This is a genomic window from Marinobacter sp. SS8-8 (assembly GCF_030540945.1).
In the GTDB taxonomy this organism is placed as follows: Bacteria; Pseudomonadota; Gammaproteobacteria; order Pseudomonadales; family Oleiphilaceae; genus Marinobacter.
Genome location: NZ_JASSVN010000004.1, coordinates 170,778 through 197,722 on the forward strand (window position 1 = coordinate 170,778; position 26,945 = coordinate 197,722).

The 26,945-nt window shown below is 51.1% G+C and carries 24 protein-coding genes; 11 read left to right on the top strand and 13 right to left on the bottom strand.

Annotated features, from left to right (window positions below):
- Positions 1 to 212 precede the first annotated feature (212 nt).
- The 4 genes from QPL96_RS06300 to QPL96_RS06315 all read left to right on the top strand — a co-directional run bounded on the left by QPL96_RS06300 (position 213) and on the right by QPL96_RS06315 (position 5,038).
- On the top strand, positions 213 to 1,835 hold the full coding sequence (locus QPL96_RS06300; RefSeq protein ID WP_303286366.1) for a hypothetical protein: 1,623 nt from the start codon (positions 213 to 215) through the stop codon (positions 1,833 to 1,835).
- Between the two features lie 88 nt (positions 1,836 to 1,923).
- Complete coding sequence (locus QPL96_RS06305; RefSeq protein WP_303286368.1) at positions 1,924 to 3,183, top strand: glycosyltransferase family 4 protein; 1,260 nt, start codon at positions 1,924 to 1,926, stop codon at positions 3,181 to 3,183.
- Positions 3,183 to 4,082, top strand: a complete 900-nt coding sequence (locus QPL96_RS06310; RefSeq protein WP_303286369.1) for a hypothetical protein — start codon at positions 3,183 to 3,185, stop codon at positions 4,080 to 4,082. Before QPL96_RS06305 ends, QPL96_RS06310 begins: the two co-directional genes overlap by 1 nt.
- A gap of 29 nt (positions 4,083 to 4,111) precedes the next feature.
- Positions 4,112 to 5,038: a glycosyltransferase family 2 protein gene (locus QPL96_RS06315; protein ID WP_303286370.1), complete on the top strand. Its 927-nt coding sequence runs from the start codon at positions 4,112 to 4,114 to the stop codon at positions 5,036 to 5,038.
- A gap of 39 nt (positions 5,039 to 5,077) precedes the next feature.
- Here QPL96_RS06315 and QPL96_RS06320 read toward each other — a convergent pair whose 3' ends face one another.
- From QPL96_RS06320 to QPL96_RS06335, 4 genes are all read right to left on the bottom strand, one after another.
- Entirely contained in the window at positions 5,078 to 6,031 is a 954-nt protein-coding gene (locus QPL96_RS06320) for a UDP-glucuronic acid decarboxylase family protein (RefSeq protein WP_303286371.1), read from the bottom strand.
- An 87-nt stretch (positions 6,032 to 6,118) separates the two neighbouring features.
- The gene (locus QPL96_RS06325) at positions 6,119 to 7,156 is read right to left on the bottom strand and encodes a Gfo/Idh/MocA family protein (RefSeq protein WP_303286373.1); all 1,038 of its coding nucleotides are present in this window, start codon (positions 7,154 to 7,156) and stop codon (positions 6,119 to 6,121) included.
- On the bottom strand, positions 7,153 to 8,190 hold the full coding sequence (locus QPL96_RS06330; protein ID WP_303286374.1) for a methyltransferase domain-containing protein: 1,038 nt from the start codon (positions 8,188 to 8,190) through the stop codon (positions 7,153 to 7,155). The genes QPL96_RS06325 and QPL96_RS06330 overlap by 4 nt, the downstream gene beginning before the upstream one ends.
- A gap of 2 nt (positions 8,191 to 8,192) precedes the next feature.
- Complete coding sequence (locus tag QPL96_RS06335; RefSeq protein WP_303286376.1) at positions 8,193 to 9,272, bottom strand: Gfo/Idh/MocA family protein; 1,080 nt, start codon at positions 9,270 to 9,272, stop codon at positions 8,193 to 8,195.
- Positions 9,273 to 9,425: 153 nt separating this feature from the next.
- Here QPL96_RS06335 and QPL96_RS06340 point away from each other — a divergent pair, with 153 nt between their 5' ends.
- From QPL96_RS06340 to QPL96_RS06370, 7 genes are all read left to right on the top strand, one after another.
- Complete coding sequence (locus tag QPL96_RS06340) at positions 9,426 to 10,430, top strand: Gfo/Idh/MocA family protein (RefSeq protein WP_303286377.1); 1,005 nt, start codon at positions 9,426 to 9,428, stop codon at positions 10,428 to 10,430.
- A gap of 30 nt (positions 10,431 to 10,460) precedes the next feature.
- On the top strand, positions 10,461 to 11,369 hold the full coding sequence (locus QPL96_RS06345) for a hypothetical protein (RefSeq protein WP_303286378.1): 909 nt from the start codon (positions 10,461 to 10,463) through the stop codon (positions 11,367 to 11,369).
- A 53-nt stretch (positions 11,370 to 11,422) separates the two neighbouring features.
- Positions 11,423 to 12,547 carry a glycosyltransferase family 1 protein gene (locus tag QPL96_RS06350; RefSeq protein WP_303286379.1) on the top strand — a complete coding sequence of 375 codons (1,125 nt, stop codon included), beginning with the start codon at positions 11,423 to 11,425 and terminating at the stop codon, positions 12,545 to 12,547.
- A 37-nt stretch (positions 12,548 to 12,584) separates the two neighbouring features.
- Complete coding sequence (locus tag QPL96_RS06355; protein ID WP_303286381.1) at positions 12,585 to 13,451, top strand: glycosyltransferase; 867 nt, start codon at positions 12,585 to 12,587, stop codon at positions 13,449 to 13,451.
- A gap of 72 nt (positions 13,452 to 13,523) precedes the next feature.
- A complete protein-coding gene (locus tag QPL96_RS06360; RefSeq protein ID WP_303286383.1) occupies positions 13,524 to 14,546 on the top strand; it encodes a glycosyltransferase family 2 protein in 1,023 nt (340 codons plus the stop codon).
- 84 nt (positions 14,547 to 14,630) lie between these two features.
- A complete protein-coding gene (locus QPL96_RS06365) occupies positions 14,631 to 15,275 on the top strand; it encodes a polysaccharide deacetylase family protein (protein WP_303286384.1) in 645 nt (214 codons plus the stop codon).
- A 184-nt stretch (positions 15,276 to 15,459) separates the two neighbouring features.
- The gene (locus QPL96_RS06370) at positions 15,460 to 16,830 is read left to right on the top strand and encodes a hypothetical protein (protein ID WP_303286386.1); all 1,371 of its coding nucleotides are present in this window, start codon (positions 15,460 to 15,462) and stop codon (positions 16,828 to 16,830) included.
- Between the two features lie 39 nt (positions 16,831 to 16,869).
- Here the strand turns inward: QPL96_RS06370 and QPL96_RS06375 are convergent, their stop codons facing one another.
- Genes QPL96_RS06375 through QPL96_RS06415 form a run of 9 tightly spaced genes read right to left on the bottom strand, consistent with a single transcriptional unit; the run spans position 16,870 to position 26,945 of the window.
- Positions 16,870 to 17,886 carry a glycosyltransferase gene (locus QPL96_RS06375; RefSeq protein WP_303286387.1) on the bottom strand — a complete coding sequence of 339 codons (1,017 nt, stop codon included), beginning with the start codon at positions 17,884 to 17,886 and terminating at the stop codon, positions 16,870 to 16,872.
- Positions 17,887 to 17,888: 2 nt separating this feature from the next.
- Positions 17,889 to 19,115: a sugar-transfer associated ATP-grasp domain-containing protein gene (locus QPL96_RS06380; RefSeq protein WP_303286388.1), complete on the bottom strand. Its 1,227-nt coding sequence runs from the start codon at positions 19,113 to 19,115 to the stop codon at positions 17,889 to 17,891.
- The gene (locus QPL96_RS06385) at positions 19,115 to 20,446 is read right to left on the bottom strand and encodes a phenylacetate--CoA ligase family protein (RefSeq protein ID WP_303286390.1); all 1,332 of its coding nucleotides are present in this window, start codon (positions 20,444 to 20,446) and stop codon (positions 19,115 to 19,117) included. Before QPL96_RS06385 ends, QPL96_RS06380 begins: the two co-directional genes overlap by 1 nt.
- A complete protein-coding gene (locus QPL96_RS06390) occupies positions 20,443 to 21,597 on the bottom strand; it encodes a glycosyltransferase (RefSeq protein ID WP_303286392.1) in 1,155 nt (384 codons plus the stop codon). Before QPL96_RS06390 ends, QPL96_RS06385 begins: the two co-directional genes overlap by 4 nt.
- Entirely contained in the window at positions 21,594 to 22,736 is a 1,143-nt protein-coding gene (locus QPL96_RS06395) for an acyltransferase (protein ID WP_303286394.1), read from the bottom strand. Before QPL96_RS06395 ends, QPL96_RS06390 begins: the two co-directional genes overlap by 4 nt.
- 14 nt (positions 22,737 to 22,750) lie before the next feature.
- Complete coding sequence (locus QPL96_RS06400; RefSeq protein ID WP_303286396.1) at positions 22,751 to 23,539, bottom strand: bifunctional 2-polyprenyl-6-hydroxyphenol methylase/3-demethylubiquinol 3-O-methyltransferase UbiG; 789 nt, start codon at positions 23,537 to 23,539, stop codon at positions 22,751 to 22,753.
- Positions 23,540 to 23,542: 3 nt separating this feature from the next.
- Positions 23,543 to 24,700, bottom strand: a complete 1,158-nt coding sequence (locus QPL96_RS06405; protein ID WP_303286398.1) for a glycosyltransferase family 2 protein — start codon at positions 24,698 to 24,700, stop codon at positions 23,543 to 23,545.
- The gene (locus QPL96_RS06410) at positions 24,697 to 25,596 is read right to left on the bottom strand and encodes an XrtA system polysaccharide deacetylase (protein WP_303286399.1); all 900 of its coding nucleotides are present in this window, start codon (positions 25,594 to 25,596) and stop codon (positions 24,697 to 24,699) included. The genes QPL96_RS06405 and QPL96_RS06410 overlap by 4 nt, the downstream gene beginning before the upstream one ends.
- Positions 25,597 to 25,622: 26 nt before the next feature.
- Entirely contained in the window at positions 25,623 to 26,945 is a 1,323-nt protein-coding gene (locus QPL96_RS06415) for an outer membrane beta-barrel protein (RefSeq protein WP_303286400.1), read from the bottom strand.

Below are 26,945 nucleotides of genomic sequence, written 5' to 3' on the forward strand. Positions count from 1 at the left end.
TCTAGCCCACAGGTTTAATGCCAAACCCTATTGAACCCATCATGGGTCACTTTAACCCGTGAATAGATAACCTTGAATACTTTATCCAGGTCCTGAATCGCCGCGCGTGACCCTGGCCGCGTGACATAGTCCCCGAGTCGAAATACAATCCTTTTACCCGCCTGATTATAGAAAGACACCCTGACCGCGACTCAATCAAGGACGAAATCAGAATGACATCACGACTGCGACGGCATTGCTCAAATCCATTTCTCGCGAATCGACCATGGCAGCCTGCCATCGCGCAATGGATAGAGCATCCCGCAGCGGTTCCGTTGGCCATTCTGGCCCTTACGGTTTTTTACCTTGTTACGTTGGTGAAAGGGCAGAACTGGAGTGGCGATTTCAGCCTCTATATTCTTCATGCCCAAAGCCTGGTGGAAGGCAGGCATTATCTTGATACCGGTTACCTGTTGAATCCGGTTTCAAAATTCGTCGGACCCTATGGTTACCCCCCTGTTTTCCCATTTCTACTTGCTCCGGTATATGCCTTTTTCGGTCTCGATCTGGAGGCGCTGAAATGGGTTGGCATTCTCTCCTTCGGCTTGTCGTTATGGCTGGCGGCCAAGATATTTGAGATCCGCCTTGGGCGACGCTTTGTTTTTTTCCTTGTGCTTGTTGTCGGCCTCAATCCCTACATATGGGGTTTCACCAACCTTATCCGCGCCGATTTCACCTTCATGGTGTTCTGTTATCTCTCGCTGTTCCTGATGCTGCTTTTCCTCGCCGGCGACCAGGGCAAGCTTCAGACTCCCGGCAGACAAATAACAGCAGGCCTCCTGATTGGTCTCTCCATGTACCTGGCATACGGCGCCCGTGAGATCGGCATTGTCTTGCCACTGACCCTGTTGACCTACGACATTGTATGCCGGCGACGGATCTCGTTGCTGAGCATCGTCGCCCTGGGGATTTTCGCTCTGTTTGCCTGGTTGCAGAGCCTCTGGTTTTCAGCCTCGTTTATCCCAGAGTATTTCGAGGAGAACCTGAAACACCTGACAGACCAGCAATCCTCACCCGCCAAACTGAATCACCTGAGCTTTGTGGATCTTGATCCACGAAATATCCTGGACCGGATTATCGGGTACCGGTGGGCCTTACAGGGGTTCTGGCCCCCCTCCTCCAGCGCCTTCATCAACACATTGAATGGGCTGCTGTTCAATCTGTTCAGCCTGCTCGCAATTGGTGGCTATATTCTGGCGCTGCTCCGCAGGATAACCGTCGTGGAAATCTTCCTTGCCGGGTATATCGCGGTGCTGCTGCTTTTCGGCGCGCCTCCGACCATGCGTTACCTGATCCCCATATTCCCTTTTTTCCTGTATTACGGATTTCTCTTTTGCCAGGAGATGATTTTTCCTCTCCTGCCGAGGCTGAAATACCTCCTGGCTGGCGGGTATGCGCTGCTTCTGGCGATTATCAGTGTACCGGTCATGACCACCATGGAATATCCGCAGCTGGAACGCGGCGTTACTCATCCCGATGCACAAGCCATGTTCCGGTTTATCAGGGAAGAAACCGCGCCGGAAGATACCATCGTCTTTATCAAACCCAGGATTATGGCATTGATGACTGGCCGCAACAGCGCAACCTGGCCATCGAGGAGGTACAGCACTCCCGAGCTCATGAACCACTTCTTCGACGCGGTGAGAGCCGATTACTACGTTGATATGAACCTCGCTGCGTGGATGCTCCCACTTACCGATTCGGAGCGCCCAAGCAACTGTTTCAGATCGGTTTTCAAAAACGACTACTTCGTTGTTTACCGTTACGGTAAACGATTCTGCCCGGAGCTGGAGTGACTGATCCATTTGCAATGCACACCTGCCCGGTGGGAAGCGGAATCAACCGGCCCCAACCATCCAACGTTCACCAGATACGGGGGTAATTGTGCGGCTCTGCATGGTGACCACCTTCTACCCGCCGTACAACTTTGGCGGGGACGGCATATTCGTCCGGGAACTGGCTCTCTCACTGGCCAGGCTTGGGCACTACGTCCGCGTTATCCATTGCGAGGACGCTTACCGGCTCGGTGCGAACCCAGGCGATCCGGGGCTCCCCCAGCGATACGACGATCAGGGGGTAGACGTATGCCGGCTGAAAAGCTCCATGGGCCCACTATCTCCGTTGCTGACCCAGCAACTCGGGCACCCCGCCCTGAAAACCCGCGCCCTTGCGGAGCTGCTCGAGGACGATTTTGATGTTATCAATTATCACAACATTTCGCTGATTGGCGGGCCTGCCATACTCTCTCTGGGTAACGCCCTGGTAAAGCTCTACACCCTGCATGAACACTGGCTGGTGTGCGCTACCCATATATTCTGGAAAAACGGCGCCCGGCGCTGTGACTCCCGTCAGTGCCTGCAATGTTGTTTACGTTCTGGCATACCGCCCCAGATCTGGCGATACACCGGCCTGACCAAGCGTCATCTCGAAAAAATTGATTGTCTGATTGCGCCCAGTCAATTCACTGCAGACCAGCACCAGCAACTCTATCCCGGCGTTCCGATTCGCATTATCCCCCTTTACTCACGCCTGGAACCATCACAGGAAATAATTGGCACATGGAGTGATCAGGGACCTCCCCGCTTTGTCTACAGCGGTCGCATCACCGCATCCAAGGGCGTGGAATCCTTGCTTGAAACATTCACGGCACTGGAGGATTACCAGCTGATACTGGCCGGTGAAGGTGATGCCCTGTCGCGATTAAAGGAGCGTTTCGCCCAGTACCCGAATATCCATTTTGCCGGCAGGCTTGATGAAACGGCCCTGATCCAGCTTTACAGCAATGCCACAGCACTGCTGTTTCCATCGCTTGCGCCCGAGACATTCGGCTTGACGGCGGTTGAGGCCATGGCCTGTGGCACTCCGGCAATTGTCAGGGATGCCGGTGGCTGCGCGGAAATCATCGAAACAACCGGAGCCGGGTTTGTTTATCGACAGGACAATGAGCTTCCTGCCTTGCTACACCGGATCGTCCGCGAGCCCGGTTTGCGTCAGCAATTGTCAGAGCTGGCACAGAGCGCAAGCAGGAAACTCTACACCCGTCAGCGGTATCTGGATGATTATCTGGCCGTGATTGACGAACTGCGGAGAAGCCGCCCGACAGCAGGCGAGCAACCTTCCAGGACACTTCAGAGCCATAACTGATGAGAGACCAGCCCGCTGCACCCGAACCACGGCTCATGATTGCCATCGCCGCCAGTACACAGGGCGATCATGCCGGCCTTCGTGAAAGCCTGGCGAGCGCCGGGTTACTGAATCAGCCCGATATCAGGGTATGTGTTGCACAGGTGGACGAGCCGGCTATGGATAGCCCGGACGACAACCTGTCGCTGTTCAGATTTTCCAGCCACACGCCTTTTTTTGAACAGTATGCGACTATTATCCGGCAGACCCGAAGCCGCTATATCGCTCTGTTGGACGCCTCCTGCCCTCCCACGGAAGGGTGGCTTCGTGCAGTGCGTCAGAGGATGCGGGACGAGACACCGGTGTTTTATGGTCCGGTCAACAGTGGCTGGCCTGGCAAGGATTTCCGCAACATCGGTTATCTGATAGAATACGCCCAATTCCGGGAGCCCCTCGATCCAACATTACCGGAATATCCGGGTAATAATATTGCGTTTCAGCGTAAGTTGCTCCAAGACGTCCCCCTCGTAGGCTCGGGTTTCCAGAAAACCTTTTTCGTGCGTCAGGTGCGGGATAAACTGGGCATCACACCCTTTGCATGCAACGACATGTCCGTAACCTATCGAAAGCAGTTTTCATGGGGTTATTACCTGCGCAGGCGCTACTGCCATGGACGCCTGTATGGCGCAAGCCATGCCGAAATACTGGGTTATCGCCGCCTCCTCTACGCGGTTGGAATACTCATACTCCCCTTGCTTCGATATAGTCGTATACTGCGAGCGTCAAGGCGGGCGCCCGTGCTGACGGGTAATGTACTGCGCTTTTCCGTTCCCATTCTGGTTTCCGAGTGTGCCTGGTCCGTGGGAGAGTGTGCCGGTTATATGGCTGGGGCCCCAGACGATGGGGTGTTTCTCGATTAGAGTTAACAAGGAGGAGTTTTACATTGCATATGCAAAACGAAAATGACAGGGCCGTTACCTATTCCGTCGTCATCGGTCGGGTCAGCACTGAAGATGACGAACGAATACTGGAAACTCTTGAGTCTCTTGACAATCAGGATGAAGATCCATCACGGGAAGTGCTGCTTGCTGATCGAATCAGCGATCATGTTTCACAGCGGATTCGCAGCGAGTATCCGGACGTCAAGATCATCGAATGTCCACCAACAACGGACCTTCCCACCATGCGCACGTTGGCAACGAAGCAGGCAGCGGGAGATTTCGTGCTGGTGACCGAAGATCACTGCGTGCCGCCCCGGGACTGGCTAAAGCAGTTTGCCCGGGCATTTGCCGAACACCCCGAGGCTTCCGCCATTGGCGGCAGCGTGGTTAATGGCGTAACGGATACAGCGCTCGACTGGGCCACCTTCCTGTGTGAGTACGCGCCCATGTCTCCCCCGATCAAGAGCGGACCCACCCCAAACCTTGCAGGCATGAATGTCGCCTACCGGCGCAAGATTTTCGAGGAGGTGGACGAGCAGATACTGACATCCGGATTCTGGGAAACCACCTTGCACCCCTTGTTGCACAAGCAGGGGCACATCCTTGTCGCCGACGACAGGGTGCGTATTTTTCACTGCAAGAAATTCAGTCTTGGTCTGTTCCTGCGGCAGCGGTTTGTCTATTCAAGGTACTATGCGGGGATACGTTTCGCCTCCGGGCAGAAAGCGAAGCGGCTGACCTACGCAATGGCATCGGTTGTCCTGCCGCCGCTGTTAACCTTCCGGTTTTTTCAGAACGCGCGCCATAAGGTCAGTGTCCGCTCCCACCTGACCAAGGCCGCGCCTTATTTAATGTTGTTTTATCTTGTCTGGGGTGTTGGGGAAGCCTGGGGCTACCTTTTTGGGCCGCGGGATGCCCTGCAAGAGATCGAATAGCGGCACGGGATTCGGGCAATAATTTCGTGCCGCGGCGCATTACAGATCGGGGTTCCCGGCCAAAAGCTCTTCAAAATAGGCTATCGTTTTTGTCAGCCCTTCCTTTAATTCAATCGTTGGTTGCCAACCCAGTTCGGTTCTGGCTTTGGTGATATCCGGACAGCGTTGCCTGGGGTCGTCCTGGGGCAGCGGCAGGTAGTTGATGCGCGACCCTGAGCCGGTAAGATCAATGACATGTTCCGCCAACTGTTTGATCGTAAACTCGTTCGGATTGCCCAGGTTGGTGGGGCCAATGATGTCATCCGGCGTACGCATCATCCTGACAAAACCATCAATCAAATCATCGCAGTAGCAGAATGATCGCGTCTGACTGCCGTCACCGTAGATGGTGATAGCTTCATTCTTCAGAGCCTGCATAATAAAATTCGAAACAACGCGCCCGTCGTGGGGATGCATACGAGGTCCGTAAGTATTGAAGATACGAACAATCTTAATGCTCAGCTGATGCTCTTTCCTGTAATCCATGAATAGCGTTTCAGCGCAACGCTTGCCTTCGTCATAGCACGAACGCGGACCTATCGGGTTAACATTGCCCCAATAGTCTTCCGTTTGCGGATGAACCGTGGGATCGCCATAGACTTCGCTTGTGGACGCCTGCAATATTCGGGCGCCAATGCGTTTGGCCAGGCCAAGCATATTGGTACTGCCATTGACATTAACCTTGGTGGTCTGGGTTGGGTCCCTTTGGTAATGAACCGGACTGGCGGGGCAGGCCAGGTTATAGATTTGATCGGCCTCCAGGTAGAGGGGAAAACAGATGTCATGACGGATAACCTCAAAATAGGGGTTATCCAGCAAATGAATAATATTGCGCTTTTGCCCGGTGAAGAAGTTATCAACGCACAAAACCTCATTGCCTTCGGCCAGAAGGCGCTCACAAAGATGACTACCGAGAAATCCTGCTCCACCGGTTACTATGATCCTGTTTTTCATGTTACCTGCCCACTTGTTTAAATCCCGTTAGCACCTTTATTGCTGCAGTGTCGGGCCTGGCTCGCTTTTAGCCCGGGCGGTCCAGAGTTACAACACTGTTACAACACTACGGTCCCTGTCGCTCTCATAGACAGCATTTGGTATTGCAATACTGCGGAGTCCGTCTTGCGCTGTCGCGATAGCACCCGCCGGCCCACCGTTCGCCAGGCTGACAAAATCGTGAAACTCCTCGACAAAGGTCTGCACAACGGTCGATTGCCAGCCCTTGAATTTTTCCCGGAAAATGGCGGGTATGTAGAAGTTTCTCTTCTTATGGGCCTGCCCCCCTGGTTTGTCCATCGTAATGATGGTCGAGCTCATCGGGGCGTAATAAGCGCGAGCCATGCCGAGATCGCCGTAGGCTTCAACACAGAAGTGATAGCCTTTCCATTCGGTCCAGCTACTGTGGAGACTTCCCATGATGCCGGACTGAGTACGAAGGTGGACAAAGGCATTGTCCTCGGTGCGGTCAAGTTGCCAGGTTTTGGTGCTGATCATGCCCGAGACATCGCTTACCCTGTCGTCCATCAGATAACAGATCAGGTCCAGGGTATGGATGCCATTATCCATGAGTGTGCCACCACCCATCTTATCCTTGTCGTACATCCATTCCGATTTGAATTCGGACAGACCTGTATGCCCGGCGAAGCCTTTTACATAGCGTAGCTGGCCCAGAGCGCCGCTTTGGATGGCGGCTTTCACGTCCTTGATGGCCGCGAAATAGCGATGGTTAAAACCGACAGTCAGCCGTTTTCCGCAGCGTTTGGCTGTTTCAACCATCTGCTCACATTCCGCAAGCGAGCTGGCCATCGGTTTTTCCACGATAACGTGTTTTCCGTTTTCCAGTGCGGTCAGCGCAAGATCTTTGTGAAAGTGGGTGGGTGTGGAAATGATGACCGCATCGCAGGCATCCGACTTCAGGAGCTGTTCTGCGTCTTTGAACACACTGACATGATCGGGCAGCCTGGCCAGTGCGGCGGGATCGAGGTCGAATGCGGCCGTCAGCTCACATTCCGTGGACACCTCAAGTGCCTGTTTGCGCACCTCGCCAATACCGCCAAGCCCTATAAGTCCAAAGCGCATCATGCCTGGTCAACTCCCTTTGATTCCACCGAATAGGGTGACTTGCTCAGTATCATCTCGAATGCTGGCCCGACCCAGATCAGCAACTGCCGCACCAGGGGCAGACGAGCGAATACGATGTAGGTTTTAATCAGTAGCCTGTCAATTGCCGGGTAATTCCCTTCCTCATCCAGAGCCACCATCCTCGGAGATAGCATTTGGGTGCGTAATCCGATTTGCCTAGCATAGCGGATGACGCGCCCTGGTGAAATCAGATTAATAAAGCGCAGCGAGTCAACGCCTCGCAGACGCTGTACCAGCCGGCTACGCAGTTTTCCGGGAAAGTAACCGACAGCCCAGAGCCTCGTGCTCGGATGGGGGCCAAGGCAGAATTTATTGCTGCCGGCAAGCCACAACTTGCCGTCTGTTTTTAGCAACCGCCCCAGTGCCACCAGGGTTTTGTCCACCGAGTACACATTTTCCAACAGATCGGTCGCGGTGATTCTTGAAAAATACCCGTCGGGGAACGGGGGGGCCTCTATGTCCGCACACACCAAGGTCGCTGCTATCCCCTGCTCCTTCAATCGCTGCTGGCAGATGACAAGCCAGCGTAAAGCTATATCCATCCCGTAGATGTGGGAGCAATTCTCCGCGGCCGCAATAAGCGCGCCTCCGGTACCACACCCTGCATCCAGGAAGACATCGCCAGAGGAAACGCCCAAGCGAGCCAGGCTTTGGCGGGCCTGCTCAGGGCCATTGTAGTGATACGCTTTGTAGCGGGTTGCCAAGGCTGGCGGAACATCGTCTGTGATTTCATAGTAATAATCCAGCATGGCGGAAAAATTCTGCTCAATTTCCGTGGCCAGGCGTTTCGCTTTTGCGCGCTCCTCTTCCAGACCAAGGTAAGGATCGGACCTGATGCGGAAATCAGCGATGCCGAAAATAACAGGGTATTCCCTGTTGCAGTATGAGCACTGATAACAATCTGCCTTCGCTGACAGCCGTGTTCGGCATTGCGGGCAGACAAAAAGACCTTCATCTTTCGCACTTAAGTGCACGCTCAGCTCCAATGCTCGGCAAACGGGACAGGCTTGCCCTGATCGTTGGAGGTGTAGGCCGCCAGCATCAGTGCCAGTGTCTTGATGTTGTCCTGTGCGCTACAGGCGGGGACCCTGCCATTGTCTATCGCATCAATAAAGTTTTTCAGGAGCTTGCTGGTGGCGTTGGCAAAAATATCGAGCGGGTCACTGGCAATCTTCGTGGCTTTCTCGGCGTGATACTCAAGGGCTCTGCCGCCCAAGGAAATATCAAAACCTACGTAGGGCTTGCGATCACCGCCGCGAATGCCGGCGGTAAACTGCACGTTGCCGCCAAACTCTGTTTCGATGGTGGCCTTGCTGCCGTCAAGTCTCAAGTCAAGATAACGGTGCCTGCCCCGGGTAAGTCGGTCCAGTGTGATCTGCGCACTGCGGCCACCGGAAAAGTCGAGTTGGATCAGGTTCAGATAATCCGGCCCGTTCGGGTTAGAGGGTTTTGGCATTCTGGCACAGATTTGCAGTGGCTCCTCGCCAAAAAAGTAGCGGCACAGATCCAGCACATGGATGCCGAATTCCTTGCAGGTGCGCTGGGGATCGTTTCCGCGCCAGCCTGCCTCCGTTTTCTCGTTAACGTAAAAACTTTGTTGAGCGTTAATAAAAAGCAGATCGCCAAAATCGGGGCTGCCAATCTTTCCTTTCGCGGCCTCATAGATATTCATAAAACGAAACTCATTGTTGACTACGATCCAGCGTTGCTGTTTTTCAGCCAGAGCGATCAACTGATGCGCTTCATCCAATGTCGTGGTGAAAGGTTTTTCGCAAAAGATATGGCAGCCGTACTTCAGCCCCTGCCCTGCCAGCTCATAATGGAACCGGGTGGGGCTGGCAATGGCGAGGATATCCGGCTTTGTTTGCTCCAGCAGGGTGCTGACATCTTCGTACAACGGAAACGGAAATGCACCCTTGCCTGCCGCAGGCGTTATTGCCGGATCATGGCCACCAACAAGCTCCAAGTTGGCAAGTTTGCTATACGCGGGCAAGTGAATAGTTTTTGCAGCCGCCCCTAACCCCACCAGGGCGATTTTTTTTTGGTTTGAAGTCATGATTGCTACTCATGAGAGTTAACGGCATTAAACCACCACAGTTTGCCACAAAACTGTACGACATGTTTTTTGGCCGCTACATTGAAAGGGTTTGGGGTTTTCCCTGTGAGGAGCTGGCATCAGGCTGGGTGGCGCTATAGTGAGCAACTAAGTATGCATGAAAGAGAGCAACTGACGGTCGCGATTGTGGGCGCTGGGCTCATGGGCAATTGGCATGGGCATGCGGCCAGAAAAAACGGCGCAACGATAACGGCTGTTATTGATCCTGACCTGGATGCAGCGAAGGTGCTTGCCGCCCGGTATGGCGGCCGAGCCTTCGCTGACTTTGAACAAGCACTTGAACATGCCCGGTTCGATATAGTGCATCTCTGTACACCACTGAATACCCATGTGTTACTTGCAAAACAAGCGCTGACGGCCAGGAAACACCTGATCATGGAAAAGCCCGTGGCGCCTACACGCAATGAAGTTACTGAGCTGCTGGATTTGGCAGCAGGCCAGAACCTTTTGTTATGTCCGGTTCATCAGTTTGCTTATCAGCACGGTATCGTGTCAGTAAAAAATGAACTGGCTCGCCGAAGCAGTGGCCCTTTGGCGGTGACATTTGATTTTGCTTCAGCCGGAGGCGTGGGACGCCAGGCCCATGAATTGAACCAGATACTGATCGAGATTCTGCCTCATCCCTTGTCTGTTTTGTCGGAGGTCTGGCCTGAGGCTCCGCTGGAGAAGGAATCCTGGTGTGTAGATAACCCGAGGGCCGGGGAACTCTTTGCGTATTGTCACCACCAGGGGTTTCCCGTATCAATCAAGCTAAGTCTGAATGCCCGGCCCACACAGTGTAAAATGACGGTTTATCATGAGCAGGGAGCCCTGCATGTCAACCTGTTTCATGGTTTCGCGGTTTTTGAATCGCCTGCCGTTTCCCGGTTCCGTAAAATCATTTCGCCATTTTCCCTTTCCTTGAAGACACTTTTTGCGGCAACCGGCAATCTGTTAAGACGTTCTCTCAACCGGGAACCCGCCTACCCCGGCTTGAGGTCACTCATCGCGCAGTGTTATCAATCGATAAAAACGTCAACACACGGGCCGATCACTCGCGATGATTGTATTGCCGTCGCTACAATATCCGAGTTGGTCGAGCACAAACTCTCGCCTTAAATCATTATCCGAAGCTGGCCGTCAAATAATATGAGCTCATTCACGACCACTCACTTACGTTTCTCTATCGTCGTTATTGAACTTGTGGGCGGCGAAGCGTTGGCGACCTGTCTTTCGGCATTGCAGAAATTTGATGTTGAAATCATTGTCGTATTGAAAGAAGCCTGCCCTCAATTGCAAGCCCGGTTTGATCACGTGCGCTTTGAAATACAAAACGAACCCGTGCCGCTGCGGCGAAAAAGCGGCGTCGCTCTCGCCAGCGGTGATGTGGTGGCCCTTATTGAAGACACGACACTTCCCGGTGACAGTTTGCTCAATGGCCTGGTGAGCGCATTTAAAGATGATAATACCCTCGCAGCATCCGGCCCGGTGTTGATTGCAAACCATCTGCCAAGCCGTTACCAAGCCCTGGCGTGCACAGAATACGGACGATATCACCCGAGCGTAATATTTGACCACCCTCATCAGCAATCCCAAAAAACAGTGGAAAGATTGCCAGGGAATTTCATCTGTTATCGTCGAGAGGCACTGGCCTCGATATTGAACGAACACAGTGAGGGCCTGGTCGAAGGGGTGATAAACCAACGGCTGTTGTCAAAAGGCGGCTCACTGGTCATGGAGCCCATGCTGGCCAATACCTATAATGCTGAAGACCCGTGGAGCGGGCGCCTTGCCACCCGCTTCCATCATGGCTGGATCTATGCCGGTGGGCAGGCAGAACAGAAAAACCTGTTTGCGTGTGCAGTGCAGTTGTTCAAGTCACTGTTATTGCCCGCAGTGTTGTCTTTCCGGGCAATTCGCTGTATGCCTGGAATGAATGGGATCAGGCACCCACTGAAAGTCCGCCTGTGGATCTGTCTGCTGGAAACCTTCTGGTCAGCTGGCGAAGCAGTGGGTTCGGTGTCTGGCGCACCCAAAAACATGGAGCATTGGCGTTGATGCGAATCGGGATAGATGCAACCTGCTGGTGGAATCAACGCGGCTTCGGGCGAATGGCGCGAGAACTGTTGTCGGCTATGTTTGCGCTTGATTCCGAGCACAGATTCTATCTATTTGTTGACCAGGCGCCGACCGAATCAATGAACTTACCCAATATCGAAATCGTGCAGGTATTTCCCGAAAGACCGGCGACAGATGCCGCTGTTGCCAACTCCAGCCGTTCGATTGGAGATATGGTGCAGCTGTATAAGGCGGTATCGAATGCTCCGCTTGATTTGATGTTTTTCCCGGCGGTTTACTCATGGTTCCCTGTCCCGCTGAAGCTACCCACGGTGGTGACACTGCACGATGCCATTGCCGAGCACTTCCCGGAAATGATTTTTCCTGACTGGAAAGGCCGGCTTTTCTGGACGCTAAAGGTGAAGCTGGCCTTGTGGCAATGCCAGCGGGTGATGACCGTTTCCCATGCAGCAAAAGCCGAGATCGAACAGTACCTGGGAGTGAGAAGTGAGTCGATTGATGTCATCAGCGAAGCGCCCAATAAACTGTTTCGTCAAATAGACAATCCGACCGCGTGCCAGGACCTGCGTCGCCGAATTGGCCTTCCCCTGAACGGCGAGTTGATTGTGTATGTCGGCGGGCTGGCACCACATAAAAATTTGCAAGGCTTCCTGGAGGGCTTTGCGTTGGCCAGAGAAAGCCAGCAACTTGAGAATGTGCACGTTGTGCTGGTGGGTGACTACAACGGTGCCGGTTTTCATTCCAACTATGGCGAATTGCAACAACTGGCGAATGACAGGCGCTTAAAAGGCCGGGTTCATTTTACCGGCTTTATCTCTGACGAGGACCTGGTTATTTTATATAACGATGCCATGGCCGTGGCAATGCCCTCTTTTTCGGAAGGATTTGGTTTGCCTGCCGTCGAAGCGATGGCCTGCGGGACACCGATCCTGTCCAGCAACAAGGGCGCGCTGCCTGAAGTGGTCGGTGATGCGGGGCTATTTTTTGACCCCTACGACATCACATCCATCAGTCGGGCGATAAAGGACATGTCAACTGAACACGACCTGAGACATAGACTGTCAAACGTTGCCGTTTCAAGAGCCGGGACATTCACCTGGGAGCGGGCAGCGGAGCTCGCCTTGCGGCACCTGGAAGGGGCGGCTCTGCGTGGTTGAGGATACGGACCGTAAGTTGTCGAAAAGAAGATACGATTTGACGGTCATCGTCGCTGAAGAAATGGCCTCGGCCAACCTTGAGGAGATTTTCAGGCATTTACAGCCAGAAAAATACCCCTGCGTTGAATTTCTGATCTGTAGTGGCAGTGACGACTCCTTGCTTGACGCCGTACCGGACAGCCAGAATGTCCGCATTATTCACGCCCAGTCCGATAGCAGGATACCACTACTATGGCGCGATGGCATTCGTGCGGCCCAGGCAGACAAGGTCGCACTGACCACCGCCCATTGCATCCCCTCGCAAGACTGGATCAAACAGTTACTAGCCTGCCCACTGGAAGGGGGTCAGGTCGCCGTTGGTGGCGCAATTGAAAATATCGAAAACGATACCGTGATCGGGCGGGTGATTTACCTGTTACGATATGTACGCTACACCAGATCGAGACCAAGCGGCCGTGCGGACGACCTGGCAGCCGACAATGCACTTTACCGCAAAGCCGATATACTGGCCCATGAAGACTTGTTGGAAGCCGGTTTTTGGGAGCCATCGTTTCATCAACGATTTCTGGCCGAAGGCAAGTCGATGGCATTTGATAACAACCTGGTTGTTGTCCACAGGAATTGTTACAGCGCGAAACAGTTTATACAGCAGCGTTATAGCCACGGCGTCGAGTTTGGCATGGCGAGGGCGAAAACCATGAGTACCCCAAAACGGCTAACAATGATTGCCCTGTCTCCTTTAATTCCGCTGGTGTTTACCCGGAAAATAATAGCCGCCGCTCGACGTGATAAACAGTTTAACCTGGGTTTGAATCGCGACATGTTCTGGCTGCTGGTGTTTGTACTGGCCTGGTCAATGGGTGAAACCGTCGGCTACGTTAAGAGACAGGCGAGTCAATCGTAATCAGTCTCCGTTAGGTTTCTTACAAAAGATAAAAATGGACGGATGGCAATTTTTATTATAGGAGTCTGAAGCATGGATGGTCAGGAAAAATCACCAGAAGACAAAAAACCGCTGTCAATCAGTGTCATTATGCCGGTCTATAATGGTATCGACTTTATCCGGCAGAGTTTGCCGCCGCTGGTGGCAATGAAGGAACGCGGCGAAGTGCTTGAGGTGATTGTCGTGGATGATACCTCCAGTGATGATACACCTCATGTGGCCCGCAGCCTGGGGGCACAGGTAATGCCCTCCGGAGGTCGTCTTGGGCCGGGCGCTGCCCGCAATGTGGCCGCCAGGGAGGCAAAAGGTGATATCCTGTGGTTTATCGACGCCGATGTCGTTGTTCATGACGACGCCGCCAGGGTGATGCTTGCGGGTTTCGACGAACCTGGTGTGGTGGGTGTCTTCGGCTCTTATGACGACAAGCCGCCCGCTCAGAATTTTCTTTCCCAGTACAAGAATCTGGTTCACCACTATTATCACCAGCGCGCCAGAAAAGAAGCGTCTACGTTCTGGTCAGGGTGTGGCGCGATTCGAAAAGAGGCCTTTCTCAGACAGGGGGGCTTTGACGTTGAAATGTTCAAGAGACCTTCGATTGAAGATATCGAGCTGGGGTATCGGCTGCTCGAATCAGAAGGAACGCTTCTGCTATTGACCAACCTTCAATGCACGCACCTTAAGGAATGGCGCCTCATCAACCTTATTCATACCGAAGTGTTCTGCCGGGCAATTCCGTGGGCCAGATTAATGCTAAGCCGGGGCGGTCTGGATAACGATTTAAATGTAGGTGTTAACGAGCGGATAAAAGCGGTTTTGGCCGGTTTTCTGGTTCTGACTACCCTCTTTGCGCTTGGGGGCCTGCTATCCTGGCTCTACCCTGTATTGGTTGTGACCGTGGTCGTTTATGCCAACTGGGATATCTTGCAATTATTCTATCAGCGCAAGGGGCTCTGGTTTGCACTGAAAGGCCTGTTATTTCACCAGGTTTATTATCTCTATAGTGCGTCTGCATTTGTTTGGGCACTGACCGGAACCAAACTGGGAATACTGAAATAAACTTGCATGAAAGCCATCCTTACCTTTCACAGCATTGATGACCGGGGCTCAGTACTTAGCTTCCCCCCTGCCAGGTTCGCCAGGATGATCACGGAAATCCTGGATAGTGACGTTAAGATCTGTACCCTGGATCAATTACTCAGCCCGACTATCGATAACGCCCTTGCCATTACCTTTGATGATGGCATGCGTTCCGTCTATAGCAACGCCCTGCCCGTATTAAAAGATACGAACATACCATCGCATCTTTACCTGACGACGGGCCATGTTGGTGGCAAGAATAACTGGCCTACTCAGCCCGCCGGCGCGCCAGCCTTTGAAATGATGAACTGGGAAGAGATCGAAGCCTGTGTCGAAGCCGGCATGCAGATCGAAAACCATACCGTATCGCATCCCAATTTATGCCAGCTTGACCAAAAGCAAATTGAAGACGAGTGTGAAACCGCCGACCTGAGTATCGAAAAGCAATTTGGCCGCCGGCCCAGGCATTTTGCCTACCCCTACGGACTATACGATGCACGGGTTGCCGGGATCGTCGGCCAGAAATACCAGACCTGTGTGACGACGGCGTTACTGCCGTTAGGGCGGAAGCTCAGAGCCGCCGAGCTACCCCGGTTAGACAGCTACTATCTGCAAAATCGGCGGAACTACCGTCGCTTTTTTTCTCCCACAGCAAACAGTTATTTACTCCTGCGTCACGGGCTGCGTGTTTTTCGGAGTATGATTTAGGAAGAACCTGGGGGCCAAAGCCGCAAGGCCTGTGGTTTTGCTACAGGCCTACGTAAATTTGTGTTAAACAGTATCTAAATGCGTAACGTCTCGTCGTGTCGAGGTTATTCCATGCCGCTTGTCTCAAAACTCAACGCTGAGGCACCATACACTTTCCGAAATCGCTAATACAGTGAGACTGAAGATGACCCCGACTGACAAGAACACTCTCCTGTCGTTTTGTGCCGCCGCGACTTTTGCAGTGGGCAGCTCGCTGGCATGGGCCACACCCGCCATCACGGGCATACAATCCCCACCCATCACCGAACTAACCCAGGGTTCAACCATTACGATTACCGGCTCGGGATTTGGCTCAAAACCGCAGGCTGCACCTATCCTATACGACACTGTTGACGCCGCCTACGAAAATGGCGTTCTCAATCCCAGGCACAGTCAGCTTAGCAATGGCGACCTCATCCTGGGCACCAATGAAAACCCCGATTCTATATGGGCAGGGCCATCAAGTACTGCTTTCGGCTCTTCCCGCGTGCAAGTTACCTCTGATCGGCCCACCCGACACGCCAATTCCTCTGAACATTACTACTTCAAAGGTTTTAACGGCTTTGTGGGTAAACCGGTCGCTTACGGCGGAAAATCGGGATTCGACACACCTGTCGACGAACCACAACTTTACGTTAGCTGGTGGTACAAACCTAAGTACTCTCCCAGCCTTTACTGGAGAATCGACCCATTGAATCAGGAAGGAACATTTGTTCCCGGTGAAAAACTCGCCATTAACGGAAACTCAGCCACCTTTATTGGTATTGATGACGAAGGGATGATTAATTTGGCCTTTGATAATCTTGTAAATAGCAACAACCTGAAAGGTCAACTGCTAAGAGGCTCGCAGTCAAACGCTACAACGATATTCCCGGATATTTTTAAAGGGGGGGGCGATTTCGGATATCTGGATCCTGGATCACAGAAATATTTAAGGATAAGAGAAGATGCTAACGGCAAGATTGGGATAGCTCTATCTTGGACCCAAATGCACCAGAGTTTGAGCGGCTACAACACATCTGATGTTCTGGTAAACTGGGCAAAGCGAGTCCTTGAAGGAAACCAATGGCATTTCATGGAGTTCATGATTGATACCGATAAAGGGACCTTCAAAATCAACATAGACGCACAACCGCTGACGAGCTTTAACTTTGATCCAAAATTAGCCTTTGAGGGTGAATGGAGTCCTACAGTCGCACTTCTTGGCCTTAATGGAAAAGTAGGGCATTTGCAAGAAAGCGATTTTGATGATATCTATATAGACAATTCGTTCCAGAGAGTTATTATTGCTGATTCAAAAAATATACAAGAGGCAGGTTATACTGAGGTGCAATATCCAACATCCTGGTCAGATACAGCCATAAAGTTCCAACTCAACAAAGGATCACTACCTGAAGCACAGGAAATATACGTATTCGTATCAAACAGAGATGGTGATTTTAACTTGGAAGGTTACCCACTGTTGTGCCAAGATTGCTCGTCTCCACCTGCAAGGATAGAGATAAACGTTGACTAAGTATAAGTATAGCCTGCTTTTCGGGATAGGAACTCGCTATTACAGTTTTCCAGTGCTATTACCAGTCAAACTCGAAATTTTTGACTTAATAGTAGCAAACTGTTTATTCCAACTTAATTCCAGTTCGCATTTTAGCTCCTTAACTTCGCTTTCGAAAGTTTCACAATCTTTAAAGAGAGACTCAATACCTTCAGTTATTGATTGGGCGACAGGCTCAACGTACACAGCTCCCTTGTTAAAATAATTTATGATAGTTTTCTTGTGAGATAATACCATGGGCTTATTTAATGCTACAGCTTCGTATGCTCCACAGTTAAGAGTGTAGTCTAATGTTGTTAAAACCATCACTGCATCGACTGCACTCAAGTAAATCAGATAATCATCTTCTTCCACAAAACCAAGGAGCACCACATTCTGAGGAACATGGTCAGGTTGAAGATTGGCTTTTCTATAATTTCCAGAGACATAGATAATCCAATCAGACGGCATAAGCTTTGCGGCTTCGAACACTTCCCGAAAGGGCTCATCATCGCTAAATGTACAGATAAAGAACACCTTCAATCTGCCCTGAAGCTTTTTCTTTTGTAGCCGGCCTTGAAAATCTGGAATCTTGTCCGGCAAAACAACGCCCCTCCCTCCCATGCAGTCCACAAATTCTTTTAGGAAAGGGTTTGTAACAATCATTAAGTCAGAATGCCTGATAGTTATATTGCTAACCATTCTATAAAAAACCCACTTGAGTTTATAACTCCTAGAGTGGCGAAAAGCGAAATTCGTATGCCGATCAGCTACGAGATAGAAGCCCAACATATTCTTCATCGTACAAAGAAAAAGATTAAGAATCATAGATGGATTCTGACAAATCACAACTTTTGGTCTATTAGCAATTAAGAATTTCAGTGTTTTAAAACAAAGAACGGAATACCTGAATTTTCTATATTTTTTTATTCCAATCACTTTGTATTGAGCAGAAAAATTTTCCGCTAAAACCCGGGAACGACGGTGATCTTCCCAGGTTATCCATACTGCTTCTGTGTTTTTTTCTGCGTCGTTCAATTCTACTTTACCTCAAAAGAAGCATGCCACTCTTCGATTAATGATATCTGTCTTTTGCAAAAAATTAGTTTGTAAGACATAAAAAGTTCATATACATCTTTCCTCGAAAAAAGTGGACCACAAATACCCTCCAAGCCTACATTATCGTATATTGAATTAATCTCAATTATTACCGGCCCTGAATTCGTTATAGCGATATCCATTCCAATAATTTTATGATAGTTTATTTTTTTCTGGACAGCAGAGGCAAGGGACCTAACCTGATTCCAACAAGGTATCGCGAAGTCATTAAATAGTATGCCTGAGTCTGGATGCTTAGGAAATAATTTACCAGCTATGTTTTGTCCAGGACCAGATAAACAACCCTTCTGAATGTCTATTTTTACCGCCAAACCACCCTTACTGAGGTTGTCTATCAAAGAGGAACTGGAACCAAATCTCATGTATGCTCCTAACTCTACAACCTTTTCCATTTTATCAAGGGCGGTCACGAATCGAACAGTATTTATTGACTTTGAAACACGATTTAGCCGTTTATGTTGCTCAATACACTCTTGAACTATCATCGACTCTACAGCGTGGGAAGGCTTGCGACCAGATGAAAATAAGCTGTTTATTTCTTGTCCTGAAACCTCAAAGAAAATTATGCTATGCCCACCTTTTCCATCCACTGGCTTAACAACAATACGCTTACTCAGAGTATTGCTGGTTTCCATCAACTGACGCAGCACACTTTCTATATTTTCTCCCGGAGCAATAATCTTGTATTCTTTTGGCGTTGGAATACCATTTAATATACAAATATCATGGCATAACCTCTTATCCTCATAAACGACTCGATACCTTGGGGGCTGCAAAACTCGATAAAGACTTCTCCGCTGGAAGGGATTGTAATTTGAGCCCCAATATAGAGCCCACTCCCGAGGCTTCTTTTCCCAAAGACGACATTGCTGATAATGATCTGGAAATGTCTTAAAAACAAAAAATATGTACAGAAAATCTTTCCAGACACCGGTTTTTGATTTCTTACAAACCTGCCAGTCAATCAGAAAGGCGTAGGCGTACGGTAGAAACAAAAAGCGTATTACCTGCCTGAGATACGGAACCAGGCCGTCAATAAAACAGCCAAAAGAAATTATAATATATATGTAAATTTTTTCGACTTTGTTTCTGCCGTTGAGTTCATCAATTTTTAGGCGTGGTGATCCTGGCTCTTTATCACAGTTCATTACGCAATCCTTTCCACCAATCTTAATTTTCCAGATGGCTCTCTTGGTATATACCCAACTCTTTCAAATTTATAATCAAACGAGGCATCAAACCGATCTTTAAACTCATGCAAAAGGTGAGCTCTTACTAAACTGAAAATCTCTGAGCTAGCTGAAATGGATAACCTGATATTGCTGCCATTTTGTGTTATTTTGAAAGCTCTTACAGGCAACCCTATCTTTTTCAAATCCTCGAACATGTATAAGAAAAATTCACCATGAAACCGTTGACCTTTGCTGTTTATTAAAATGTCGTATTCTCGACCTTGGATACCGAATATCACTGGCAACGATAATCCGCAGCAACAGTTTTTATCTGATAGAGTGATATAATCCTTTAACCGGTAACGTATTAGTGGCATTGAAAAATTGACGAGATCAGTAACAACAGCTTCACCGGGCTCACCCACTTTCACAGGGTCCCCGGATTCACCCAAGACCTCCACAATCATGTTCTCTGCGGAGAGGTGTAAACTCCGTTGCTCGCATTCATGGGCTATTGTTCCAAGTTCTCCACAGCCATATTCGTTGTACACCCTGCACTCAAAAATCGTTTCTATCTGCTGTCGATCCGGCTCTGTGAGCGCTTCAGCGGTAGTGACAATTGCCTTCGGCTTTAGGACCCCGCGCCTGCCTGCGCGCTCGACGTAGTCTGCGAACTGACGGATCATTGATACATAACCGTAGAAATAATCAGGCTTAAACTTCAGCAATTCCAGAAAATATTTATCAAGATCATCCTCCGAAAAAGCGAATGCAGACAACCGCTTGCGATGTGCAACATAGTCAATGAGCCTTGCTCGGCAATAGTCCTTCTTAGTGGCCGGTATGCCCCAGAAGCGGGCCTGTTTGTCTCCAATACCGATCCCGGCCCAATGGTAACCTCTCCAGGTAGCCGCCAGTTCATGAGCCATGCCGACACTGTCCTTTCTAAGCGTGACCGGTGCTCCAGTGGAGCCACCAGTCGTCTTGTAGCGGGTCAAAAGCCCGGTTTTTCTTGAGTACATCTGGTCCGCATGGTTACGAAGGAAGTCCTTCTCCAGTAAAGGAATTTCACGAAGCTGTTCGAGTGAGGTCAGCGGTAACTCCGGGAGATCCGCGTAATGAGGAACCTTTGTCTTAGCATGCTGTAACAGCCGGTTCAACCTTTCCAATTGCAACCTTTCAATCTGATCCTGTGACGCATACTGGGTTTCCTCCAGTGCCTTCAGATGCCGACCAATCCATTCTCCGCGCAACAGGATCACGGGGTAGTAGATGCCATACTTGAAAATCAAGTTACTGATACTCAAGGAGCTACTCCTGGTTCCGAGGGCTTCTTTTGCCCAAGCAAGACCGAGTAAGCGCTCCGATATTTTTTCGCCATGGCAACGGCTGTATATCGGGCTTCAAAGGCCCGTATCCCAGCCCTGCTATTAACAAGGACATTATGACGATCATTGACGGCCCTTTTGATGCCTTCAAAAAGTTGGTTATCAGAGTTGGTTTGTACCAAAATACCAGCCCTGCCTTGTTCCAATACTTGAGGTATGCCGCCCACTGCTGTGGACAAAACCGCTAATCCTGCTCGCATTGCTTCCAGCAGGGTAATTGGTAATCCTTCTGTCAGCGAAGGTATCACCAACAAATCAAATTGCTTCATCAGTCCCGGCACATCATTCCTGTAGCCAAGCAGGCGCACTTTTGACTCAAGCCCAAGGTTTGTGCGCAACTCCTCCAACTCCGAGCGTCTGCCCCCCTCCCCCACAATACACAGTCCAAGTCGCATTTTATTGAGTGGTTCCCGGGCCATTGCGCGCAGGAGCGCCGAGAAGTTTTTTTCCGGTGAGAGCCTGCCCACTGCGAGGAGGTTGAAGGTGTTGCCTTCCAGGAACTGCTTCAGCTCCGGTTCCAGGTTCGCCTCCTGCTCCCCGGGCGGCAACTCGGGAAGACCATTTTCGATAACCGCGATTTTGTTTTTGGGCAGTCGGCGGACCATTGGCAGATCAAGCATATGGGGAGCCACCAAGCATACCCTGTCCGTCAGTCGCAAAAAGAATCCGTCCATTTTTTCATAAACCCACAGCTTGCTGAACCTTGGCGCATTCACGTAGCCATGGAGGGTGGTGACTAATGGGATACTGAGGCCCGCCAGTTTTTGCGCACCCATTAGAATATTGAACTTGTAACCATGGGAGTGGATGATCCGGTAGTCATTGCTTCTGGCCCACCGGGCAATCCTGGCAGACTCCCGAAGGTTCAGTCCCGGCTTCATACGCCAGGGGGTTATTGGCAGATTTCTGCGGCGGGCCTCCAGTTCGATGGCCTTTTCGCCATCTTCGTGGGCACCGGCACTCAGGAGCATAGGGCTATCGCCCATTTTAATCTGCTCTTCCATGAGATTGAGAACCACTTTCTCCGCGCCATACAAGCCCCCACTGTCAATCAGATGGAGAACCTTCAACTGGACCTGCCTTTCTCAAAAGCTGCAGACATGGAATTTTCAGATTTGACTGCAGCAAGTGTTAAGTTTGAGCCAACCTTAGCTCTCTCATATTTATGCTTGAGCGACAGAAAACGTTTTTCCAGCAGGTGATAAGATAGCGCTGCCAGCATACAGCTGATCACTACACCTGCTACCAGTTGTAATGATTCGGGCAAAAAATTGAGTTTGTTGCCCGCCTGAATGCCCCAAACGTGCCATAGGTAGATCGGATAACTGATAAGCCCCAAATACACAGAAATAGGATGGTTAAGCCAGCTCCAAACCCGCCCTTGGCTCAGGCGCATCAGTTGGAGCAGCAATACCCCCAGCAGTATTGCATCCACAGTAAAGGCAAGCCCATAGGTGTAGTCGCTGCCGGTAACCTGGCGGGAGATGGTAAGCAACACCAGGGTGATGAGAGGCATCCAAAATCGACTGCTTAGCTTGTCAGCCAACTCCAGAAAGTATTTTTTTTCAAGCAGGAAAGCTAGTGCGCAACCAATAGCGAGGTTATCAAACCTAGTGTCAGAGGCGTTATAGACATACGAGGTTCCAAAATCCAATATGGAGAAGCTATAGGTTCTCCAGACCATAACTATGATACTTACAACAACCAGAAAACTGATAACAAAGTTCTTGCCTCGCTGTATCAGAAAAATGAATGCCAGTGGCCAAAGTAAGTAGAACTGTTCCTCGATAGCCAGTGACCACAAGTGAGCGAGTGAGGAAGTGGAGTGTCCCTCCAGTGCATTGTAGTAGTTCATCAGATAGAACAGCCCGGGCAATATGACATCCTTGATATCGTCATTGCCGCGAAACAGATCCCAGCCGATAGATGCAAACAGAAATACATAATACGCCGGGAAGATCCTGAGCGACCGCCGCATGTAAAAATCACGGAGAGATATACGGCCTGCTTTCTCGTGTTCCTTGAGTAACAACCATGTGATCAGAAAGCCGCTAAGTACAAAAAATCCCGCTACGCCATGGCGAGCCGAAAAGAATGACCCGACACCGGAATGGGCCAGCACCACTGCCATTACAGCAATCATTCTGAAGCCATCAAGGCCCGGAAGCTTTCGCGATGCAAGAACGCTGGCCAGTGTTGGCAAGTTCACGGAATACCCCTTCCCTAACTCGAACCTTGACTGCACTTTTTCAATATGACCGTAACTCTATTAATAAACAACTCTCTCAATATTGGTATATGAGAAAGAAAATCCAATCCTTTTATACACCTAAAGTTTCGGTAAACAACTTCCAAGCGATGGTTTTTGCAGAGTTTTTCAAATTTAGACAGGCTCATTTTATTTAACCCGGACTCCACTTCTTCGTATCGTCTTGCGCCATCATTGCGATACTTTTTTCTCACCTGCATCACAGCCTTTTCAGGAAAGAGTATGTTTACCCACGGGAGCTTACAAAAAAAATGCATATGACTTCCGTAAGGAGCGTACCAAGGAGGCCCAAACGTAATCATCAACTGGCCATCCTCATGAATAAGGCCCTTCATTCTCTCCAAAACTTCACTCGGCTCCGAGTAGTGCTCCATGGCATTTTGTGAAATTACCGCGTCGTATTTGCATTCTTCGCCTTTGTAGTTGGCTGAGAATACTACCTTGTCCTTATTTCCTGCACATTCTTGGGCATGTTTGGTGGCGTAATCTATATATTCCTCGTTCACATCGAGCCCCAATACCAGTTTGGCACCCGCATTTGCGAGAGCGGCTGTCTGGAAACCAAGACCACAACCGAAATCGACGACTGTCTTTTCTTTTATCCAACTATCGAAGCCGGGAAATTCACTTCGCAACAGATTCAGCTCCTTGCCTGTCAATTCCTTTTGCGTATCGCTCCGGATTTCCCTGCCAACTCGCTCCGGCGGCAAACTGAACGCTTCTATAATTCTTTCACTAATCATGATTTACCCCTTCCTTGGATTCCAGATAACCTTTTTCTCTCCCCTGAAAAACGCAACACACGCTTTGTAGGAAGCAAGATTCAGAAGCATGAAATAGTAAGGTATGGAATAAACCGGGGAGAGGGCTTGTCCCCCGGCTTCTTTCTTGCGGCCCTGCCAGGCAAGAAGTACAAACGCCACATATCCCAGGGCTGAGAGGGTGTATATGCCGGCCTTTGGCGCCAGGTAAAGCGTTGCCAATGCAAGTGTGACCATCGGCACGAATGCGCCGTACCTCAACAGCTTATGAGAAATCATCTGCCAGGCAAAAAGGCTATTATTCACAGGGTTCATTAAATGTTTCATATCCTTCAAAGCCCAGAGTGCCCGCAGGCTTACCCGCACCCGCATGCTGAATTCACTGCCGCCGTCGGTTAACGCTTCTTCCTTCAATAGAGCCTCGGGCTCATAAACCACACGGTAGCCCTGCTCCACTACCTTTAATGGCTGCACGAAATCGGGCAGTTGGTCTGCGCGCAGGGGGTGGTAGAGTTGCTTTCGCATGGCGTCGATTCCGCCATCCACGCCCACCACGGAACCCACCTTTGTTTCCTGAAGGCGCAGCCAGTTTTCGTATTTCATGTAGGCGCTGCAGCCGTCGCCTATCAGGGAGCCGTCCTGGTGTACGTAAACCATCTTGCCGGTGACGTAACCCACGTCCGGGTCGTTGAAATTGCGGACCAGCATTCGCAGGGCCTGGGTATCCCACCGGGAGTTTGCGTCGGAAAACAGCAGGATTTCGCCAGTGGCGTTCTGGTTCAGGGTATTCAGGCCGGATGTTTTACCCTGCCTGGGTACCTGCCGGAACAGGCGAATGGAACAGGCGGCGTCTTTTGCGACTTTTTCTACGATCTGGTCTGTGCCGTCGTCAGACTCATCGGAAATTACCAGAATTTCAAGCTGGTTACCGGGGTAATCCAGTTCCAGCTTGTTTCTGAGGGTGTCTTCGATGTCTTTGGCTTCATTGTAGGCCGCGATGAGGATGGAGACTTTTGGCAGGTCGCGGTCTGATTTTTGCACCGGTTTCGGCCTGACCGAAGCGACAACTTTCACCGCCAGCGGATAGCCAAAGTAGATGTAAAACAGCAAAACTATCGAAAGCCAGAACACGAACTGCATCATGCAATCCCGCCTGCGGCTTTCAGCCCGCTGGGCTCCCGGGGCTCACCGCCCAGAACGCCCTGGGCGCGAAGTACGTTGCTCACGGTGGTGAATGGGAAATGGCCCAGCAGTTGGTCCAGCCTGTGTTCGCACACATCCAGGTTATTGTAATGCCGGAACCGGGAGAACCATTTAACGTCCAGCCGCGGCTGGCCTGGGTCAATTTCCCACGGGTGAAGGTAGAACACGAACGGCTGGCCCTGACGGTTGATGCTGCCCAGGCCCCAGCGGCTGAACCAGTAGGGAAACAATCGGAAATAGCCACCGCCGGCGATCGGCAGGGTGTAGCCGGGCAGTTTCAGGGTGCTGAGCGGAAACTCGGCCAGTTTATAACCCTTGTCCGTAGTGAGTGTGTGAGGCCAGCGGGGGGTGCCAGGCATGCCGTAGCGGTCGTGATGAACGGGGAATATTGAGGAATCCCAGGCGAACCCTTCCTCGGCCAGAATATCCAGTGCCCAGCGGCTTTCATTGGTAATGGAATAGCTTGCGGCCCGGTAGCCGGTAATGGGTTCACCGGTAATGTTTTCCAGGACGGCTTTGGAGCGCCGGGTTTCTTCGCGGAAAACCTCAGGGGTCTGGTTGTAGATAAGCTGGTGGCTGTAGCCGTGACTGGCAATTTCGTGGCCTTCTTTCCGGATCAGGCGAACCAGTTCGGGAGACTTTTCTGCAACCCAGCCCAGGGTAAAGAAGGTAGCCCTGGCCTTGTGACGGTCCAGCAGGCTGAGAATGCGCTGGGTGTTGGCTTCTACCCGGTATTCCATGGAATGCCAGTCTTCCCGGCGGACGGCTTCGGCCAGTGCGGCAACCTGGAAGTAGTCTTCAACATCAATGGTCAGGGCGTTTTCAATCGCGCTCATGGTCATCACATCCTTGCGGCGCCGGTTTACAGAAGCCTGTAGTCAACACTTAACTGCACCCAGTTCTCATCATAGGTCTGTGTTTCGATGTCGCTGTCGCGCTCATACCGGCCCACTCTTGCGGCCCACTCAAGGCGGCGCGAGGAGCGGTAGGTCAGGCCCAGATCAAGGCCGGTGGTCTGATAATCGGCTCGGTCTGCCTTGTAGGTCAGCAACTCATACTCGCCAGAGGCGACCGCGGACAGCTTTGGGGTCAGTCGTCTGGTATAACCGGCCCTTACCCCTGTTCCGTCCCGCCGGCCTCCGGCGACGGATCTCGCTCCCAGGTAGTCGGAGCGGTTGGCGAAGGCGGAGACAGACAAGGAATCACCGTTACTGAATATTTTGTCCAGGCCGGTTTCAATACTGGTGGCTTCAAGCGTGTTACTTTCTTCCAGCTCGAAAGTGAATTCATTGAAGCGAATGTCGTAATTCGATGCCCGGTCCGTGAACTCCCGGGAGGCCCTGAGATAGAGCGTTCCTCCGGAGTTCAGTGAGCGTGTAAGGTTCAGGTCACCCACCACCCCGCCTGAATTCTGCTCAAAACTCCCAAGTGTGGTATTTATTTCACTGACCCCCAGGGACCCACTCAATGCGGTTGTGGCCCAGCGCTTGCTATAGGTGCCACTGAGTGTGCTTCTTCGGATCTGCGCGCCGGTGTCAAGCTCCGCGTCGCTCACCGAAGCGGATAAACCGGCGGAAAAATCCGGCGAAAAAAGGTGGCTCCAGGCGATGGCGCCGATGAATCTGTCACTGTCTGGATAGGACAGAGTACTGTTATTATTTCTGTTCGGGTCTGAGAGGTCGTTATACTCTGTGTTCTCATAACTTGAGGATAACTGAACCGAATCCAGCAGTGACAGTTGCCAGAGATAGCTGGGCCCGGTTCGGAAGACATTTTTCCGGGTCCGGTTGTCGGGTGTGTTGCTCAGGCGACGGGTTCGGGTATATTCCCGGGTCTGGTTGTCGACTTCCCAGGAAAGACCCTGTGCAAGTTCACAGCTGCCTGTAATGCCTGCGTTAATTCCTGTTTGCGGCTCGTAGGTATTCTGCGAGTACACCGAATAGGATAATTCGCCGTTCGCGCTGGCAATACATTTTCCGGGATCGGTCTGGTAGTTGCCCCGTAAGGTAAACCGGTTTTCAATATCGCTCTGCTGTTGATCCGCCCTTCTGGCGATGTTGTCGCTGTATCTGGGCCCAAAGCCCACATACAGCTCCGGAGGTGTAGCCAGTGTAACCGGCGAGCTGGCCAGAAGGGCCAGCCCCAGCGAAGGCCGCAGCTTCGCGGCGAAAGACCTGAACGCCAT

Bases quoted from the DNA above. Each gene is read 5' to 3' on its own strand.
- QPL96_RS06315 (WP_303286370.1), top strand. From the start codon at position 4,112: ATGCAAAACGAAAATGACAGGGCCGTTACCTATTCCGTCGTCATCGGT.
- QPL96_RS06360 (WP_303286383.1), top strand. From the start codon at position 13,524: ATGGATGGTCAGGAAAAATCACCAGAAGACAAAAAACCGCTGTCAATC.
- QPL96_RS06340 (WP_303286377.1), top strand. From the start codon at position 9,426: ATGCATGAAAGAGAGCAACTGACGGTCGCGATTGTGGGCGCTGGGCTC.
- QPL96_RS06400 (WP_303286396.1), bottom strand. From the start codon at position 23,539: ATGATTAGTGAAAGAATTATAGAAGCGTTCAGTTTGCCGCCGGAGCGA.
- QPL96_RS06325 (WP_303286373.1), bottom strand. From the start codon at position 7,156: ATGATGCGCTTTGGACTTATAGGGCTTGGCGGTATTGGCGAGGTGCGC.
- QPL96_RS06300 (WP_303286366.1), top strand. From the start codon at position 213: ATGACATCACGACTGCGACGGCATTGCTCAAATCCATTTCTCGCGAAT.
- QPL96_RS06380 (WP_303286388.1), bottom strand. From the start codon at position 19,115: ATGAACTGTGATAAAGAGCCAGGATCACCACGCCTAAAAATTGATGAA.
- QPL96_RS06410 (WP_303286399.1), bottom strand. From the start codon at position 25,596: ATGAGCGCGATTGAAAACGCCCTGACCATTGATGTTGAAGACTACTTC.
- QPL96_RS06415 (WP_303286400.1), bottom strand. From the start codon at position 26,945: ATGGCGTTCAGGTCTTTCGCCGCGAAGCTGCGGCCTTCGCTGGGGCTG.
- QPL96_RS06320 (WP_303286371.1), bottom strand. From the start codon at position 6,031: ATGAAAAACAGGATCATAGTAACCGGTGGAGCAGGATTTCTCGGTAGT.
- QPL96_RS06345 (WP_303286378.1), top strand. From the start codon at position 10,461: ATGAGCTCATTCACGACCACTCACTTACGTTTCTCTATCGTCGTTATT.
- QPL96_RS06335 (WP_303286376.1), bottom strand. From the start codon at position 9,272: ATGACTTCAAACCAAAAAAAAATCGCCCTGGTGGGGTTAGGGGCGGCT.
- QPL96_RS06310 (WP_303286369.1), top strand. From the start codon at position 3,183: ATGAGAGACCAGCCCGCTGCACCCGAACCACGGCTCATGATTGCCATC.
- QPL96_RS06370 (WP_303286386.1), top strand. From the start codon at position 15,460: ATGACCCCGACTGACAAGAACACTCTCCTGTCGTTTTGTGCCGCCGCG.
- QPL96_RS06365 (WP_303286384.1), top strand. From the start codon at position 14,631: ATGATCACGGAAATCCTGGATAGTGACGTTAAGATCTGTACCCTGGAT.
- QPL96_RS06350 (WP_303286379.1), top strand. From the start codon at position 11,423: ATGGCGCGAGAACTGTTGTCGGCTATGTTTGCGCTTGATTCCGAGCAC.
- QPL96_RS06405 (WP_303286398.1), bottom strand. From the start codon at position 24,700: ATGATGCAGTTCGTGTTCTGGCTTTCGATAGTTTTGCTGTTTTACATC.